17 protein-coding genes and 1 pseudogene are annotated in these 12,425 nt (G+C 70.4%); 9 read left to right on the top strand and 9 right to left on the bottom strand.

Annotated features, from left to right (window positions below; all coding sequences use genetic code 11):
* Nucleotides 1-127 precede the first annotated feature (127 nt).
* Together MCHUDSM44219_RS25090 and MCHUDSM44219_RS25085 are read left to right on the top strand one after the other, a co-directional pair.
* Nucleotides 128-478: a metallopeptidase family protein gene (locus tag MCHUDSM44219_RS25090; RefSeq protein WP_048420989.1), complete on the top strand. Its 351-nt coding sequence runs from the start codon at nt 128-130 to the stop codon at nt 476-478.
* Between the two features lie 59 nt (nt 479-537).
* The gene (locus MCHUDSM44219_RS25085) at nt 538-738 is read left to right on the top strand and encodes a hypothetical protein (protein ID WP_048420988.1); all 201 of its coding nucleotides are present in this window, start codon (nt 538-540) and stop codon (nt 736-738) included.
* On the opposite strand, the gene MCHUDSM44219_RS25080 is transcribed toward MCHUDSM44219_RS25085, so the two are convergent.
* Nucleotides 718-1,416 carry a histidine phosphatase family protein gene (locus MCHUDSM44219_RS25080; RefSeq protein ID WP_048420987.1) on the bottom strand — a complete coding sequence of 233 codons (699 nt, stop codon included), beginning with the start codon at nt 1,414-1,416 and terminating at the stop codon, nt 718-720. The two genes, MCHUDSM44219_RS25085 and MCHUDSM44219_RS25080, sit on opposite strands and share 21 nt — an antisense overlap.
* A complete protein-coding gene (gene pheA / locus MCHUDSM44219_RS25075; RefSeq protein ID WP_048420986.1) occupies nt 1,413-2,333 on the bottom strand; it encodes a prephenate dehydratase in 921 nt (306 codons plus the stop codon). The genes MCHUDSM44219_RS25080 and pheA overlap by 4 nt, the downstream gene beginning before the upstream one ends.
* 112 nt (nt 2,334-2,445) lie before the next feature.
* On the opposite strand from pheA, the gene MCHUDSM44219_RS25070 reads away from it, so the two are divergent.
* Genes MCHUDSM44219_RS25070 through MCHUDSM44219_RS25060 form a run of 3 tightly spaced genes read left to right on the top strand, consistent with a single transcriptional unit; the run spans nt 2,446 to nt 5,264 of the window.
* Nucleotides 2,446-3,210 (top strand): DUF2470 domain-containing protein, encoded by a 765-nt coding sequence (locus tag MCHUDSM44219_RS25070; RefSeq protein ID WP_048420985.1) that lies wholly within the window; start codon nt 2,446-2,448, stop codon nt 3,208-3,210.
* The gene (locus tag MCHUDSM44219_RS25065; protein ID WP_413783649.1) at nt 3,171-4,004 is read left to right on the top strand and encodes a CPBP family intramembrane glutamic endopeptidase; all 834 of its coding nucleotides are present in this window, start codon (nt 3,171-3,173) and stop codon (nt 4,002-4,004) included. The genes MCHUDSM44219_RS25070 and MCHUDSM44219_RS25065 overlap by 40 nt, the downstream gene beginning before the upstream one ends.
* Before the next feature lie 9 nt (nt 4,005-4,013).
* On the top strand, nt 4,014-5,264 hold the full coding sequence (locus MCHUDSM44219_RS25060) for an LCP family protein (protein ID WP_337442284.1): 1,251 nt from the start codon (nt 4,014-4,016) through the stop codon (nt 5,262-5,264).
* 5 nt (nt 5,265-5,269) lie between these two features.
* Here the strand turns inward: MCHUDSM44219_RS25060 and MCHUDSM44219_RS25055 are convergent, their stop codons facing one another.
* Genes MCHUDSM44219_RS25055 through MCHUDSM44219_RS25045 form a run of 3 tightly spaced genes read right to left on the bottom strand, consistent with a single transcriptional unit; the run spans nt 5,270 to nt 7,512 of the window.
* Nucleotides 5,270-6,091 (bottom strand): glycerophosphodiester phosphodiesterase, encoded by an 822-nt coding sequence (locus tag MCHUDSM44219_RS25055; RefSeq protein ID WP_048420983.1) that lies wholly within the window; start codon nt 6,089-6,091, stop codon nt 5,270-5,272.
* 4 nt (nt 6,092-6,095) lie between these two features.
* Nucleotides 6,096-7,127 (bottom strand): DUF4328 domain-containing protein, encoded by a 1,032-nt coding sequence (locus tag MCHUDSM44219_RS25050; RefSeq protein ID WP_048420982.1) that lies wholly within the window; start codon nt 7,125-7,127, stop codon nt 6,096-6,098.
* A 34-nt stretch (nt 7,128-7,161) separates the two neighbouring features.
* Nucleotides 7,162-7,512: a rhodanese-like domain-containing protein gene (locus MCHUDSM44219_RS25045; RefSeq protein WP_048420981.1), complete on the bottom strand. Its 351-nt coding sequence runs from the start codon at nt 7,510-7,512 to the stop codon at nt 7,162-7,164.
* A 406-nt stretch (nt 7,513-7,918) separates the two neighbouring features.
* Here MCHUDSM44219_RS25045 and MCHUDSM44219_RS30400 point away from each other — a divergent pair, with 406 nt between their 5' ends.
* Nucleotides 7,919-8,077 carry a hypothetical protein gene (locus tag MCHUDSM44219_RS30400; protein WP_165762024.1) on the top strand — a complete coding sequence of 53 codons (159 nt, stop codon included), beginning with the start codon at nt 7,919-7,921 and terminating at the stop codon, nt 8,075-8,077.
* A gap of 10 nt (nt 8,078-8,087) precedes the next feature.
* On the opposite strand, the gene MCHUDSM44219_RS25040 is transcribed toward MCHUDSM44219_RS30400, so the two are convergent.
* Nucleotides 8,088-8,435, bottom strand: a complete 348-nt coding sequence (locus MCHUDSM44219_RS25040) for a S26 family signal peptidase (RefSeq protein WP_269084107.1) — start codon at nt 8,433-8,435, stop codon at nt 8,088-8,090.
* 23 nt (nt 8,436-8,458) lie between these two features.
* Here MCHUDSM44219_RS25040 and sodN point away from each other — a divergent pair, with 23 nt between their 5' ends.
* The 3 genes from sodN (at nt 8,459) to MCHUDSM44219_RS25025 (ending at nt 10,444) form a co-directional block, all read left to right on the top strand.
* A complete protein-coding gene (sodN, locus tag MCHUDSM44219_RS25035) occupies nt 8,459-8,881 on the top strand; it encodes a superoxide dismutase, Ni (RefSeq protein WP_048420979.1) in 423 nt (140 codons plus the stop codon).
* Between the two features lie 175 nt (nt 8,882-9,056).
* Nucleotides 9,057-9,590 (top strand): hypothetical protein, encoded by a 534-nt coding sequence (locus MCHUDSM44219_RS25030; RefSeq protein ID WP_048420978.1) that lies wholly within the window; start codon nt 9,057-9,059, stop codon nt 9,588-9,590.
* 455 nt (nt 9,591-10,045) lie between these two features.
* Nucleotides 10,046-10,444: a helix-turn-helix domain-containing protein gene (locus tag MCHUDSM44219_RS25025; protein WP_043415751.1), complete on the top strand. Its 399-nt coding sequence runs from the start codon at nt 10,046-10,048 to the stop codon at nt 10,442-10,444.
* A 6-nt stretch (nt 10,445-10,450) separates the two neighbouring features.
* On the opposite strand, the gene MCHUDSM44219_RS25020 is transcribed toward MCHUDSM44219_RS25025, so the two are convergent.
* From MCHUDSM44219_RS25020 to MCHUDSM44219_RS30095, 3 genes and pseudogenes are all read right to left on the bottom strand, one after another.
* On the bottom strand, nt 10,451-11,617 hold the full coding sequence (locus tag MCHUDSM44219_RS25020) for a hypothetical protein (protein ID WP_048420977.1): 1,167 nt from the start codon (nt 11,615-11,617) through the stop codon (nt 10,451-10,453).
* Nucleotides 11,614-12,105: an ImmA/IrrE family metallo-endopeptidase gene (locus MCHUDSM44219_RS25015; RefSeq protein ID WP_048420976.1), complete on the bottom strand. Its 492-nt coding sequence runs from the start codon at nt 12,103-12,105 to the stop codon at nt 11,614-11,616. Before MCHUDSM44219_RS25015 ends, MCHUDSM44219_RS25020 begins: the two co-directional genes overlap by 4 nt.
* A 90-nt stretch (nt 12,106-12,195) precedes the next feature.
* A pseudogene (locus tag MCHUDSM44219_RS30095) lies at nt 12,196-12,425 on the bottom strand (hypothetical protein); the annotation flags it as partial.

The raw sequence follows: 12,425 nt of genomic DNA, 5'->3' as shown, positions 1-12,425 counted from the left end.
CCCCCGCCGGGCGCCCCCCTGGACGGCCCGCCTCCCCCGGCGGACGTGCCTGCGCCGCCCGCCCCGGCGCCGGCCGAACCGCCGCCGCCCGCGCCGCTGCTGCCACCGCCGCCGGGGACCTGACCCGGTGGCCGTGCGGATGAGTCCGCAACGGTTCGACGAGTTGGTCGGCGACGCGCTGGATCTCATCCCGCCCGACCTGGCGGCGGCCATCGACAACGTGGTGATCCTCGTAGCCGACCGCAACGCCGACGAGCCGGAGCTGCTCGGGCTCTACGAGGGCGTCGCGCTGACCGAACGCGACTCCTGGTACGCCGGCGCCCTGCCGGACACCATCACGATCTACCGCGACGCCCTGCTGGACATCTGTCACAGCGACGACGAGGTGGTGAACGAGGTGGCGATCACGGTGATCCACGAGATCGCGCACCACTTCGGCATCGACGACGACCGGCTGCACGAACTCGGCTGGGGCTGAGCGCCGCCGTCCTCGCGCGGCACCACGATCTCGTCGGGCATCGGTGCTACGAATGGGTCATGACTGATCAGTGCCGTGCCTGTGCGGCGGGTCTCGAGCACTGCCACGGTGCGCTGATCCACCACGCCTACCGTCGGGACGAGTGCACGGAGGACGGGTGCTTCACCCCGCCCGCGGCGCACGACATGCACCTGGACTGCAGCGCGGTCGGCTGCGTGTGCGACGAGGTCGGTGCGGTGTCAGCCCATCGGGTCGGCTGACGAGCCCGCTGAATCGCCTGCCGTCGTCACCGAGGCCTCCGGCCCGAACGGCGGGGTCAGGCTGCCCCACTGCACACAGCTCCACCGGCCGTCGGTGACCGGCGCGAGGATGACCGCCTCGGCGTTCGTGAGGTGGTGGTCGATCGCGAAGCCGGCCTCCACACCGGCCAGCACGGCCGAGACCAGCCTGATCGCCGCGCCGTGGCTGACCACCACGATGTCGCCGTTCCAGGCGTCGTCGTCGAGGTAACGCATCCGCAGCTGGTCGAGCACCGGGACGTAGCGCTCCAAGACCTGGTGTCCGTTCTCGCCGCCGGGCAGCGCCACGCTCAGCTCGCCCTCCTGCCAGCGCCGGTAGATCGCGTTGAACTCGTCGTGGGCGGCCTCGTCGGCGCGGTCCTCCAGCTCGCCGACCTGCACCTCGTGCAGGCCCTCGAACGCGTGCGGACCGTCCGGGGCGGTGCGGATCGCGCCGTGGATTTCACTCGCGGTCTGCACCGCGCGCGTCGCGATCGAGTGGGCGATCATGCCGGGCGGCTCGGTCAGCGTGCCGGCGAAGCCACGGGCCTGTTCGCGGCCGAGGTCGGTCAGTTCGGCGCCGGGCGGGCGGGTGTCCAGGCGGCGCGCGACGTTGCCGTGCGACTGCCCGTGCCGGACCAGGACGAGCCGGCCGCTCACGGCGTGCCCTTCCGCAGCCCGTCGAGCCACGCCGACGCCTCGTCCAGTGCGGGTGGCGGCGTGCCCGCGGCCTCGCCGGTGGGCCACGACCCGAGGTAGCGCACGTCGGCGCAGCGGCGGTGCAGCGCGCGCAGGGCTTCGGCGACCGGTTCGTCGTCGATGTGGCCGACGACGTCGAGGAAGAACATGTACGTGCCCAGCTCGACGCGGGTGGGCCGCGACTCGATGCGGGTCAGGTCGATGTCGCGAATCGACAACTCCGACATCGCCGCGACCAGCGCGCCCGGCACGTTCTCCAGGCGCAGCACGACCGACGTGCGGTCGGCGCCGGTGCGCTTCGGCGGTGCCGCGGGTACGCCGACGAGGACGAACCGGGTCCGGGCGTTAGCCTCGTCGACGACGTCGGCGGCCAGCGCCTCGAGGCCGTAGCGCGCAGTGGCCAGCGCGGTGCTGACCCCGGCGTCGGCCCTGCTGTCGGCCACCTCGGTGGCGGCCGCGGCGTTCGAATGGGCCGGCACTAGAACGGCTTTGGGCAGATGATCGGCCAGCCAGCGCTTCACCTGGGCGGCCGCCACCGGGAACGCGGCCACCGTGCGGATCTCGTCGGCGGACGTACCGGGACGCACTGCGATGGTGAACGCCACGTCGAGGGTCAGTTCGGCGAAGATCTGCAGCGGCGACCCGGCGGCGAGGCTGTCCAGTGTCGGCAGCACCGACCCCTCGATCGAGTTCTCGATCGGCACGCACGCGAACGCGGCCTCACCCGCACGGACCGCGGCCAGCGCGGCGGCCGTGCTGTCGGTGGCGATCGGGGTGACCGGCTCCGGGAGACCGGGGATCAGGCCGTTCGACTCGATCGCGCGCAGGGCCGCCTCGGTGAACGTCCCTTCGGGACCGAGATAGGCGATGCCGGACACGGCGACAGCCTATCGGGTCGGTGTGGTAATCCCGTTCCGCTGCGGGAAAGCCTTGCGCATCCACGCCGTCGCTCCTAAGTTAGGGTTACCTTACCAACGAAAGGGTGACGCGATGACTGCACCGACCACCGCAGAGCGGATACGCAGCGCCTGCGCACGGGCAGGCGGCGCGATGATCGCCGTCGACGGCATCGACCCCACCACCACACCGGTGCACCACCTGCTCTGCGACGGCTCGTTCGCGGTCACGGTGCCGTCGGCGGGCAGGCTCGCCGCGTCGGTCGCCACCGCCGGCGCGGCCGGCGTGCAGGCGGTGCTCGAGATGACCGACTACGCGCCCATCGCACTGCGCGAACCGGTGCGCTCGCTGGTCTGGGTCCAGGGTCGGTTGCGCGAGGTCGCCGACCGCGACGTCAGCGAACTGCTCGACCTGATCGCCGCCTCGGACCCGAATCCCGCTCTGCTGCAGGTGCATTCCGACGAGAGCCGGTATGCGCTGATGCGACTGGAGATCGAGTCGGTGGTCGCCGCCGACTCCACCGGCGCCGAGTCCGTCGCCGTCGGCGACCTGCTGGCCGCCCGTCCGGACCCGTTCTGCGCGATGGAGTCCTGCTGGCTGCAGCACCTGGAGTCCGACCACCGCGACGTCGTCGACCGGCTCGCCAACCGGCTGCCCGGCGCTCTGCGGCGCGGACGGGTGCGTCCGCTGGGCCTCGACCGGTACGGGGTCGCGCTGCGGGTGGAATCCGACGGCGGGGACCACGATGTGCGCCTGCCGTTCGCCGCGCCGGTCGACGACGTCACCGGGCTCAGCCGGGCGATCCGGGTGCTGATGGGATGCCCGTTCCTCAACGGTCTGCGCGCCCGACGCGTCTGAGCGGACGCACCGCTACCGTAGCTGCGGTGAGCTCGCCCGCCGACCAGCTGACCGAGGCACAGCGCCGCGCCCTGCGCATCGAGATCGCCGTCGTGCTGGCGGTGACCTTCGCGCTCAGCGCCTACACCGCGCTGCTGCGGCTGATCGAGGCCGTCCTGCTCGGACTGTCCGGGCAGACGGTGGCACTGAACCCGCGCCGCTCGCCGTTCAGCCTGATCGACCTGGGCCTCAACCTGGCCGGGCTGTTCCAGCTGTTGGCCTGGGGCGGGCTCGCCCTGTACCTGCTGTGGCGCGGCGGTGACGGACCCGCACGCATCGGCCTGACCCGAATCCGTTGGCGCTCGGACATTCTCGGTGGTGTCGGGCTCGCGCTGATGATCGGCGTTCCCGGTCTGGCGCTCTATCAGATCGCCCGTGTACTCGGGGTGAACGCCTCCGTCGAACCGGCCGAACTCAACGACACCTGGTGGCGCATCCCGGTGCTGCTGCTGCTGTCCTTCGGCAACGGATGGGCCGAAGAGGTCGTCGTGGTGGGCTTCCTGCTCACCCGGTTGCGCCAGCTGCGGGTCAATCCTTGGGTCGCGCTGGTGATCTCGAGCCTGCTGCGCGGGACCTACCACCTGTACCAGGGTTTCGGCGCCGGGCTGGGCAACGTCGCGATGGGGCTGGTGTTCGGCTACGCCTGGCAGCGCACCGGCCGGCTGTGGCCGCTGATCATCGCGCACACGCTGATCGACGCGGTCGCCTTCGTCGGATACTCGTTGCTCGCCGGCAGACTGGGCTGGTTGCAGTAGGTTCTTGCTGTGACCGACAAGCGGCCGCCTGTCCCGGGGCCGGTTCCACCGCCGCCGCCGCGGGGACATCCGCCCCGGCGAGAGCCGCCGCAGTCGCTCCGGCGCGATCCGCGCTACCGGCCCCCGCCACCGGTGTGGCCGCCTAATCCGCCCACACCGCAGCGCAGGCCCGTCGCCCCTCCTCCTGTGCCCCCGCAGGCCCGGCCGTCGCGGCCGGCCACACCCCCACCGCCACCACCGCCGCGCGCCCGCCGGCCGGTGCCGCCTCCTGCTCCCCCCGCACCGCGCCGCACGCGCGGCCGCATCCGGCGGTGGCTGCGTCTGGTGCCCGTGGTCCTGCTGGTGGTGTGCGTGGCCCTGGTGGGCGTCGGCGTCTGGATCGACACGTCGCTGCGGCGCATCCCCGCGCTCACCGACTACGCCGAGCGCCCGGCCCAGGGCGCCGGGACGACGTGGCTGCTGGTGGGCTCCGACAGCCGCTCTGACCTGACCCCCGAACAGCAGGCCGAGCTGGCCACCGGCGGCGACCTGGGTAACAGCCGCACCGACACGATCCTGCTGGTGCACCTGCCGGGTCTGGGATCGAGCACCCCGGCCACGATGGTCTCGATCCCCCGCGACTCCTACGTCCCGATCCCCGGCTACGACAGCGACAAGATCAATGCCGCGTTCTCCCTCGGCGGTCCCGCGCTGCTGACCCAGACGGTCGAGGAGGCCACCGGACTGCGGATCGACCACTACGCCGAGATCGGCTTCGGCGGCTTCGCCGGCCTCGTCGACGCGGTCGGCGGCGTCACCGTCTGCCCCACCGAGCCGATCAGCGACCCGCTGGCCGGTATCGACCTACCCGCGGGCTGTCAGCACGTCGACGGGCAGCAGGCCCTCGGCTTCGTCCGCAGCCGGGCCACCCCGCGCGCAGACCTCGACCGGATGGCCAACCAGCGCGCGTTCATGTCGACGCTGGTGCACCGGGCCGCCAGCCCGTCGGTGCTGCTCAACCCGTTGCGGTGGTACCCGATGGCGAGCGCCGCGGCCGACACCGTCACCGTCGACGACGGCGACCACATCTGGGACCTGGCCCGGCTGGGCTGGGCGCTGCGCGGCGACATGCAGAACATCACGGTGCCGATCGGGGAGTTCACCGAGAACGGCTCGGGCTCGATCGTCGTGTGGGACAGCGACGCCGCCCAGCAGTTGTTCTCGGCCCTGGCCTCCGACGCCCCGATCCCGCAGGACGTGCTCGACGCCGCGAACCCGTAGGGGCGTCAGTCGCGGCCCGCGCCGGTCAGCCCGTTCTGCAGCCAATCCTTGGTGCGGCCAGGGTGATTCGTCGCGATCCACGCCACCCCGAGGTCGCGGCAGTACTGCACGTCCTCGTAGTGATCGACGGTCCAGCAGTACAGGGCGCGGCCCTGCGCGGCCGCCCGGTCCACCAGTTCCGGATGCGCGCGCAGCGTGGCGATCGACGGACCGACCGCGGTGGCGCCCACCGTGGTCGCCGCGCCCCCGCCGAGGTAGCGGGAGGTCTCCCCGAGCAACACCGTCGGCAGCAGCGGTGCCGCGCGGCGGATCCGCCACACCGCGGCCGCGGAGAACGACATCACCACCGCGCGGGACAGATCGGCGGACGCCGGCGACGCGATCCCGTACCGGTGCAGCAGGGCCAGCACCTTGCTCTCCACCAGCGCGCCGTAGCGCACCGGGTGCTTGGTCTCGATGAACATCTTCACCGGCCGGTTCCAGTCGAGGACCAGCGACACCAGGTCGTCCAGCGTCAGCAGACCGGTGTCGCCGTGGCTGCCGTCCGGGCGCCAACTGGGGTGCCACGCCCCGTAGTCGAGTTCGCGCAACTGCGCCAGCGTCATCTCGCTGACCAGACCCGAACCGGTCGACGTCCGATCCAACCGACGGTCGTGCACGCACACCAGATGGCCGTCACGGGTCAGCCGGACGTCGCATTCGACCGCGTCGGCGCCCTCGTCGAGGGCACGCTCATAGGCGGCGTGGGTGTGCTCGGGCCGGTCGGCGGAGGCGCCGCGGTGGGCCACCACGAAAGGGTGGCCGTCGGACGTCCCGCCGGAGCTCATACCGTTATGCTGCCGGGTTCTGCCCTTCGGGCTCAACCGCACGCGCGGGATCGTCGGTTTTCGTGTCCTCGGCGGTGTCCTTCGGGCCGGCTGCGGCGACCATCACCCAGCGCTTGGACGGCCGCTCGACGGGCTGGCGTTCGAAGCCCAGGAACACCTGCAGGACCAGCAGCACCGCCGCGGCGGCGAACAGGTAGGCCACGATCGTGACCACGGTGTTGTTGGCGATGCCCTGCGGATCCGTGGTGAAACTGGTCGCGATCGAGAATAGCGACACCGCCGTGCTCGCGATCCACACCACCCACCACACCACGATCGGCCGGCCCATCCACCGCTGCCGATTCTCGACGTGGGCGAGTTCGAGCACGAACACCGGCGCCCACGCCAGATTGACCAGCGGGATCAGGCTCCCGGCCCGCAGCGCCCACGACGGCCGGGGGTCCTCGTGATGATGATGGGCGTAGGCCGCAGCGCGACGGGTCACCAGCCAGTTCGACAGCAGCAGCGCGCTCGCCACCACCATGAAGACCGCCACCACGCTGATGGCGACCCCGCCCCAGGTGGCGATGCCGGCCACCCACGGGTTGAGCAGCACGGTGCGGTTGATGATGAGCAGCACGTACCGGATCAGATGGACGAACGCGGCCGCCGCAAGCACCGCTGCCGTCGTCACCAGCGTCATCCGGACCGCGTTCAGCGAAGGACCGGTGCGGACCGGGCGCTCCTCGGGGGGTGTCTCGAAGTGTTCGACCAGACCCCAGCGCGGGATCGTGGCGTAGCGCGGTGTCGGGCCGAGCGCGCGACGGGGGCGCCGCGGCGGGGGCGGGGTACCCGGCCGGACCGCGACCCAGCGGAAACCCGACGGCAGAGCAGATCCGGGCCGGCGCTGCGCAGGTCCGGGCCGGCCGCGGCTCCACTCCGGTGAGGAGGCAGGGCTCCCGGGCGCGAGCAGCGTGCCCCGGCAGCGCGGACACCACACCCGCTGCCGGTCGCGCACGTTCCACCGCGTCCCGCACTGGGAGCAGACCTGGATCATCCGGCCAGCTTAATGTCGCCGTCTGGGAGCCGGCTCAGACCGCGCCCGTCCCGCCGTCGTCGGTGACCACCGGCCGGCCGGCACCGGCCCAGGCGAGCATGCCCCCGCTGACGTTGACGGGACGGTAGCCGTTGCGCGCCAGATACTGGGCGACCCGCTGCGAGCGGCCCCCGGCGTGACAGACGACGAACAACTCGGCGTCGGGCGGGATCTCCGCCATCCGGGCCGGGATGTCGCTCATCGGGATGTGGCGGGCGCCGGGCGCGTGCCCGGCGCGCCACTCGTCGTCTTCGCGCACGTCGAGAAGCACGCGCGCATCGTCGGCGTCGTCGAACGCCGACGGCACCTGTTCGATCGCGGCCTGCGGCACACCGGTGTCGTCCATGTGGCCATGCTGACATGCGCCGGACGCAGGGCACCAGCGTTGCCGCTGCGGCAGCAATATCGGCCCCGGGCGCACGCTATCCACAGATTCCACAGGTTCATCCACAGGCCGGAACGGTGGCGACCCGGCGATGAGCCGCTCGATCGGCGCGTGGACCCCCCGGGTTGTGGATAACGGGGCCGCGAAACGCCACAGCGATTCACAGCCCTCTGGCAGGACAGGAAACGAACCGAGCGAAATGCCTCGTACGACTAACGAATTGGTCTGCACCGGGCGAGCGCCCCGGCCGATTTTTCCGCGGCGAACAGATGAGGTTATGATCGCGGTCACAGGGTTCGATATGTGACCGATCTCACTGGGGTGAAGACTTGGGGGAGGTATCAAGCGTGCAGGTGAGGAGCGTCTGATGGCGCAGTCGTCGATGGGTTCGGGATCCGCTTACCCTCCGTCGGAGTGGCAGACGTCCTCGCGCGTCTACACCCGCAGCCAGTTGATGGCGTTCCTGCGGGCGGGACTGATCGCTCTGGTCCTGCTCGGTGTGCTCGCCGTGCTCGTCCTGTTCTGACCCGCCCGCCTCAACGGGCTGACCGCACCGTCCACAGCACCCGGTAGGACTGCGCCGCCGGCACCCAGCCGAACTCCCGCGAATCGATCACCCCCGGCGCGCCCGCGTTGTCGGAGACGGCCTCGAACGTCGTGCCTTCCGGTGAGCGACGCACTCCCCCGACCCGCTTGATCAGATAACGCGTCGACATCCGCGGGTCGGGGAACACCCGCAACTGCCCCGTCTTCGGGGTGCCGCACCGCACTGCGAGCAGTCCGTCGCCGGGCACCAGAGTCGGGCGCATGGAGTCCTCCACGACCACGAAGCGCCGCACCGGTGAGCCGTGCGGAAAGAGCCGCCGCCCCTGGTTACGCCTCATGACCTTGAGGGTAAGTTAGGACCATGCTGCATCGACTTTTCGCCAACGCAACCCCTGCCCATGCCCACTGCGATCTGTACTGCGGCGTCTACGATCCCGCGCAGGCCAAGATCGAGGCGCTGTCCTGCCTGAAAACGATTCAGAAGTACCACGATTCGGACGATGAGCACTTCAAGACCCGCGCGATCATCATCAAGGAGCGGCAGGCCGAAGAGGTCAAGCACCACCTGATGGTGCTGTGGGCCGACTTCTTCACCAAGGACCACTTCGAGCAGTTCCCGAACCTGCACCAGCTGTTCTGGGACGGCGTGCACGGTGCCGGCGACGTGAAGAAGTCGCTGGACGCCGCCGTGGCCGAGAAGCTGCTCAAGACGATCGACGAGATCGCCGACATCTTCTGGCAGACCGACAAGGGCAAGCAGATGGGCGTCTACCCGCCTGCCTGATCTCTTCCGCACATCCACGTCACCCGGCCCGGTCGTTCGTCGACCGGGCCGGTTTTCGTCGGCGCGTCCGGCCGTACCCCTCGTGTCCACTTGCGCGTCACCGGGAATCTGCCGCATCCTGAGCAAATCGACCCACAGACGTGTCTGCTTTTGCTCACCGATGCCGGGAGGCGAGATGGATTTCGGGTCCGGTCGGGCGATCGAGATCGCACCGTTTCATTCGCGCGGGTCGCTGAAGGGGTTCGTGGTGTCCGGCCGCTGGCCCGACTCGACCAAGGAGTGGGCGCAGCTGTTGATGGTCGCGGTCCGCGTGGCCTCGCTGCCCGGTCTGCTCTCCACGACGACGATCTTCGGTGCGCGCGAGGAATTGCCTGACGAACCCGAACCGGGCACGGTCGGTCTCGTCCTCGCCGAGGGAACCGTGGTGGGCGACTCCGCGGTCGCGCCCGGGCACTTCGCCGAGCGCCAGCCGCCCGCGCTGCTGATGCTGCATCCCCCGTCGGAGACCACGCCGTCGCTGCCGGAGTGCAGCGGTGCCGCGTCCGGGTGCGTGCTGCTGCCCGGCCTGCCTCATCTCGGGCTCGAGCATCGCGCGGCGTGGGTCGAGGCAGAATCGGACGGCACCGTGACGTCGATGGTCAGCCGCGTCGGTGTCGACCCGATCAGCCATCCCGACACGGCGATTCTCGCGATGCTTCTGGCCGCCTGAGCCACCCATTCCGTCGTCTGCCACTGGCTACTGACAGCTTTCCCGTCTGAGCCGCGCCCCATCGCGGCGGGGGTTTGCGCGCGACGAGGAATGGAGCATGTGTCACGCCGTCGTGTGCGTGGTGACAAACCTCACGTCCAGCAAACGTCGCTCCGGGGGGCCAGGGTTTCGCGAGCGGTTGCCGGCAACGGATCGCGAATCCCCAAAGCCGCCACCTCTGGAAAAGCCGCGCGTATGCTTGCTACGGAGGCGTTATTATTTGCCTAGCTGCACCTTGCCGCGGGGGTGGGAGGTGTCCACGTCGGCGTCGTTCACACGAGCAGCGGCGGAACGCGACACGAGCCTGGGAGCAGTTTTATGTGGTTTGCACTTGGTTGTGGACACATCTGTCGCTACGATGATCAGCAAATACGCCGCCCCAAAAACCCGCTCGTCTGTATGTGGAGGTCAATCCCATGAGCAACACGTTTGCCGCTCGACTCAACCGCTTGTTCGACACCGTCTACCCGCCAGGACGCGGCCCCCACACCTCCGCCGAGGTGATCGCGGCACTCAAGGCCGAGGGGGTGACCATGTCGGCTCCCTATCTGTCACAGCTGCGTTCCGGCAACCGCACCAACCCGTCCGTGGCGACCATGGCCGCGCTTGCCAACTTCTTCCGGATCAAGCCTGCCTACTTCACCGATGACGAGTACTACGAGAAGCTCGACAAGGAGCTCACGCTGCTCGCCGGAATGCGCGACGAGGGCGTTCGCCGCATCGCGGCACGCACGGTGGGCCTGTCCGCCGAGGCGAAGCAGGACATCGTGCAGAAGGTCGACGAGCTGCGCCGCAAGGAGAACCTGGAGGATTAGCCTCCGTCACTCCGGCTGGTCGTAACGGCGAAGATCGCCCCTCGACCTGCCGGAGTCCAGAGCGCCGTACTGACGCGCGATCTCAAGGATCCACTCCCGATCGGAGTAGGTCGCCGGCTGCCGTAACCAGGGCAGGCCGGGGAATTCCTCCCCCAGGGCGATCCACGCCGCGATGGCGGCCGCTTGGTCGACCGGGGGCACATCGGGTGGTGCTTCGACGTCTGCGAGATGCTCCTCGCCGTCCGTCTCCGCCTCGCCCACCTTCGGTCCACCACCGCTCGCCTCGACGCGCTGCAGCGCGCCGGACGCCGCTGTCGCCTCCAGGAACAGCGCGTCCGAGATCAGGGACATGCGCTCGGCCACGCGGAAGACCAGCGGCCCGCGTGGGCGGACCCCGATGCCGACGTCCGGGTGCCGACGGCCCAGTTCGGTCAGCAGCGGTTGGATCGTGCGCAGCTCGCGGCGCGCGCCGAACCAGTCCTCGAGACTGGGCAGCAGCGAGCCCGCGGCCACGATCAGCATCGCGCAGCCCAGCAGCGTCGCCGCGGCGCCGACCCCGACCAGGCCGCTGGTGCCCACCGCGCGCAGAAGGAAGAAGGCCAGCGCCGCGACGATCAGCACGATGCCGACGGTGAACACGAACAGCGCCCGGCCCCGCCGTGTCCGGTTACTGTGTCGCAGGCCCGCCCAGGCGACCAGGCTGAGCGCGAGCATGACGTACAGCAGCGGCAGCAGCCACGGGATCGACGTGCCGTCGGAGCCCAGGCTGCGCCGCAGGTACTCCTCGGGCGCCATCTCCGGCTGCCTGCCCGCGGCGAAGAACACCGCCAGGCTCACCACCGCGATCAGGGCCGCCACGCCGTACTGCACCATCGCCAGTTTTCGGGCCGCCGCCGGAGAGCGCAGCGACGAGACCGTCGTGATCATCACGCAACTGCCCGCCGCGCAGGCGATCAACGCGACCTGGCTGAGGCCCATCGAGATGTTCGGCCAGCGCAGCAGTGTGTCGATCAACAGCGTCAGCGGCTGCCAGTTCAACGCCGCCACCACGCCGAGGCTGCCCAGAGCCAGGATCATCGCGGTGCTGACCAGAGACTGCTTGTTGACCAGCGCCCATCCGATGCGAAGTCCGGTCGCCAGGCCGAGGAGGCCGGCGATCACCCAGACGATCAACCAAACGCCTCTCCGAGCCGCACCTGAACGATCGAGGAGCGGTCCGACGGCAGCCGGCCCAGCCGATAGATGAGCAGGGCGGCGAAGTCCTCGGCCTCCTGTTCGGCATCTTCTCCGCTGGGTCCCATGCATCCAGTCCGCTGGTTGAGCATGTAACCGATGAGTTCCGAGCTGGCCACCTCGGTGTTCTGACGGGCCGCCTGCGTGACAGGGATGCCCTCGTGCCCGAGCACCAGGTGGCCCAGTTCATGGGCCAACGTGCGGTCCCACGCGGGCAGGCCCTGCTGGATGAGGAAGACGTCGCGGTCGGCGTACTGCCGCCACTGCCCGCACACACCCGGCGGCAGGTCGCCGGAGGTGAGCTCGATGGGCCGGTCGCGGTGGGCGCTGACCGCCTCGACCAGCCGGGGCAACGAGACTTCGCCCCGGCGCGGGGCAAGGTCGAGCACCTCGCTGACCGCACGGGTGACGCGCCGGCTCGCAGGCATGGCTCCCCTTTCCAACCTTCTCGACCCGTTCGGACCCAGTCCGATGTTTCCACTATGCGCTGCTCACCCCGTCGGAGTGAACGAAACCCCTCAGTTCATGAATCGTGCTGTGCCGCGCGCCCTCAGCGCCTGGCCGGCCTTCGCCTGGCGGTATCCCAGGAGGCCGCCCACGGCGGTGAGCACGATGATTCCGACGACGCCGGGCAGGGCGAGCGCCGCGAGTTGGGATGTGCCCGCGGTGCGCAGCGCCTCGCCGTAGCCGATCCGGCCCGACGGTGTCGCCGGCGCCCCGGGCGGCGCCTCGGGCGCCGGCGGCGGCT

The sequence above is a fragment of the Mycolicibacterium chubuense genome (genome assembly GCF_001044255.1).
Taxonomy (GTDB): Bacteria; Actinomycetota; Actinomycetes; order Mycobacteriales; family Mycobacteriaceae; genus Mycobacterium; species Mycobacterium chubuense.
Note: the sequence above shows the minus strand (reverse complement) of the source record. Positions and strands in the feature narration are given on the sequence as shown.

Excerpts from the sequence above, each read along its gene's own strand:
- MCHUDSM44219_RS25055 (WP_048420983.1), bottom strand. The coding sequence starts at position 6,091 with ATGAGCTCCGGCGGGACGTCCGACGGCCACCCTTTCGTGGTGGCCCAC.
- MCHUDSM44219_RS25050 (WP_048420982.1), bottom strand. The coding sequence starts at position 7,127 with ATGATCCAGGTCTGCTCCCAGTGCGGGACGCGGTGGAACGTGCGCGAC.
- sodN (WP_048420979.1), top strand. The coding sequence starts at position 8,459 with ATGCTGCATCGACTTTTCGCCAACGCAACCCCTGCCCATGCCCACTGC.
- MCHUDSM44219_RS25065 (WP_413783649.1), top strand. The coding sequence starts at position 3,171 with ATGCCCGTTCCTCAACGGTCTGCGCGCCCGACGCGTCTGAGCGGACGC.
- MCHUDSM44219_RS25025 (WP_043415751.1), top strand. The coding sequence starts at position 10,046 with ATGAGCAACACGTTTGCCGCTCGACTCAACCGCTTGTTCGACACCGTC.
- MCHUDSM44219_RS25040 (WP_269084107.1), bottom strand. The coding sequence starts at position 8,435 with ATGAGGCGTAACCAGGGGCGGCGGCTCTTTCCGCACGGCTCACCGGTG.
- MCHUDSM44219_RS25045 (WP_048420981.1), bottom strand. The coding sequence starts at position 7,512 with ATGGACGACACCGGTGTGCCGCAGGCCGCGATCGAACAGGTGCCGTCG.
- MCHUDSM44219_RS30400 (WP_165762024.1), top strand. The coding sequence starts at position 7,919 with ATGGCGCAGTCGTCGATGGGTTCGGGATCCGCTTACCCTCCGTCGGAG.
- MCHUDSM44219_RS25030 (WP_048420978.1), top strand. The coding sequence starts at position 9,057 with ATGGATTTCGGGTCCGGTCGGGCGATCGAGATCGCACCGTTTCATTCG.
- MCHUDSM44219_RS25015 (WP_048420976.1), bottom strand. The coding sequence starts at position 12,105 with ATGCCTGCGAGCCGGCGCGTCACCCGTGCGGTCAGCGAGGTGCTCGAC.
- MCHUDSM44219_RS25085 (WP_048420988.1), top strand. The coding sequence starts at position 538 with ATGACTGATCAGTGCCGTGCCTGTGCGGCGGGTCTCGAGCACTGCCAC.
- MCHUDSM44219_RS25070 (WP_048420985.1), top strand. The coding sequence starts at position 2,446 with ATGACTGCACCGACCACCGCAGAGCGGATACGCAGCGCCTGCGCACGG.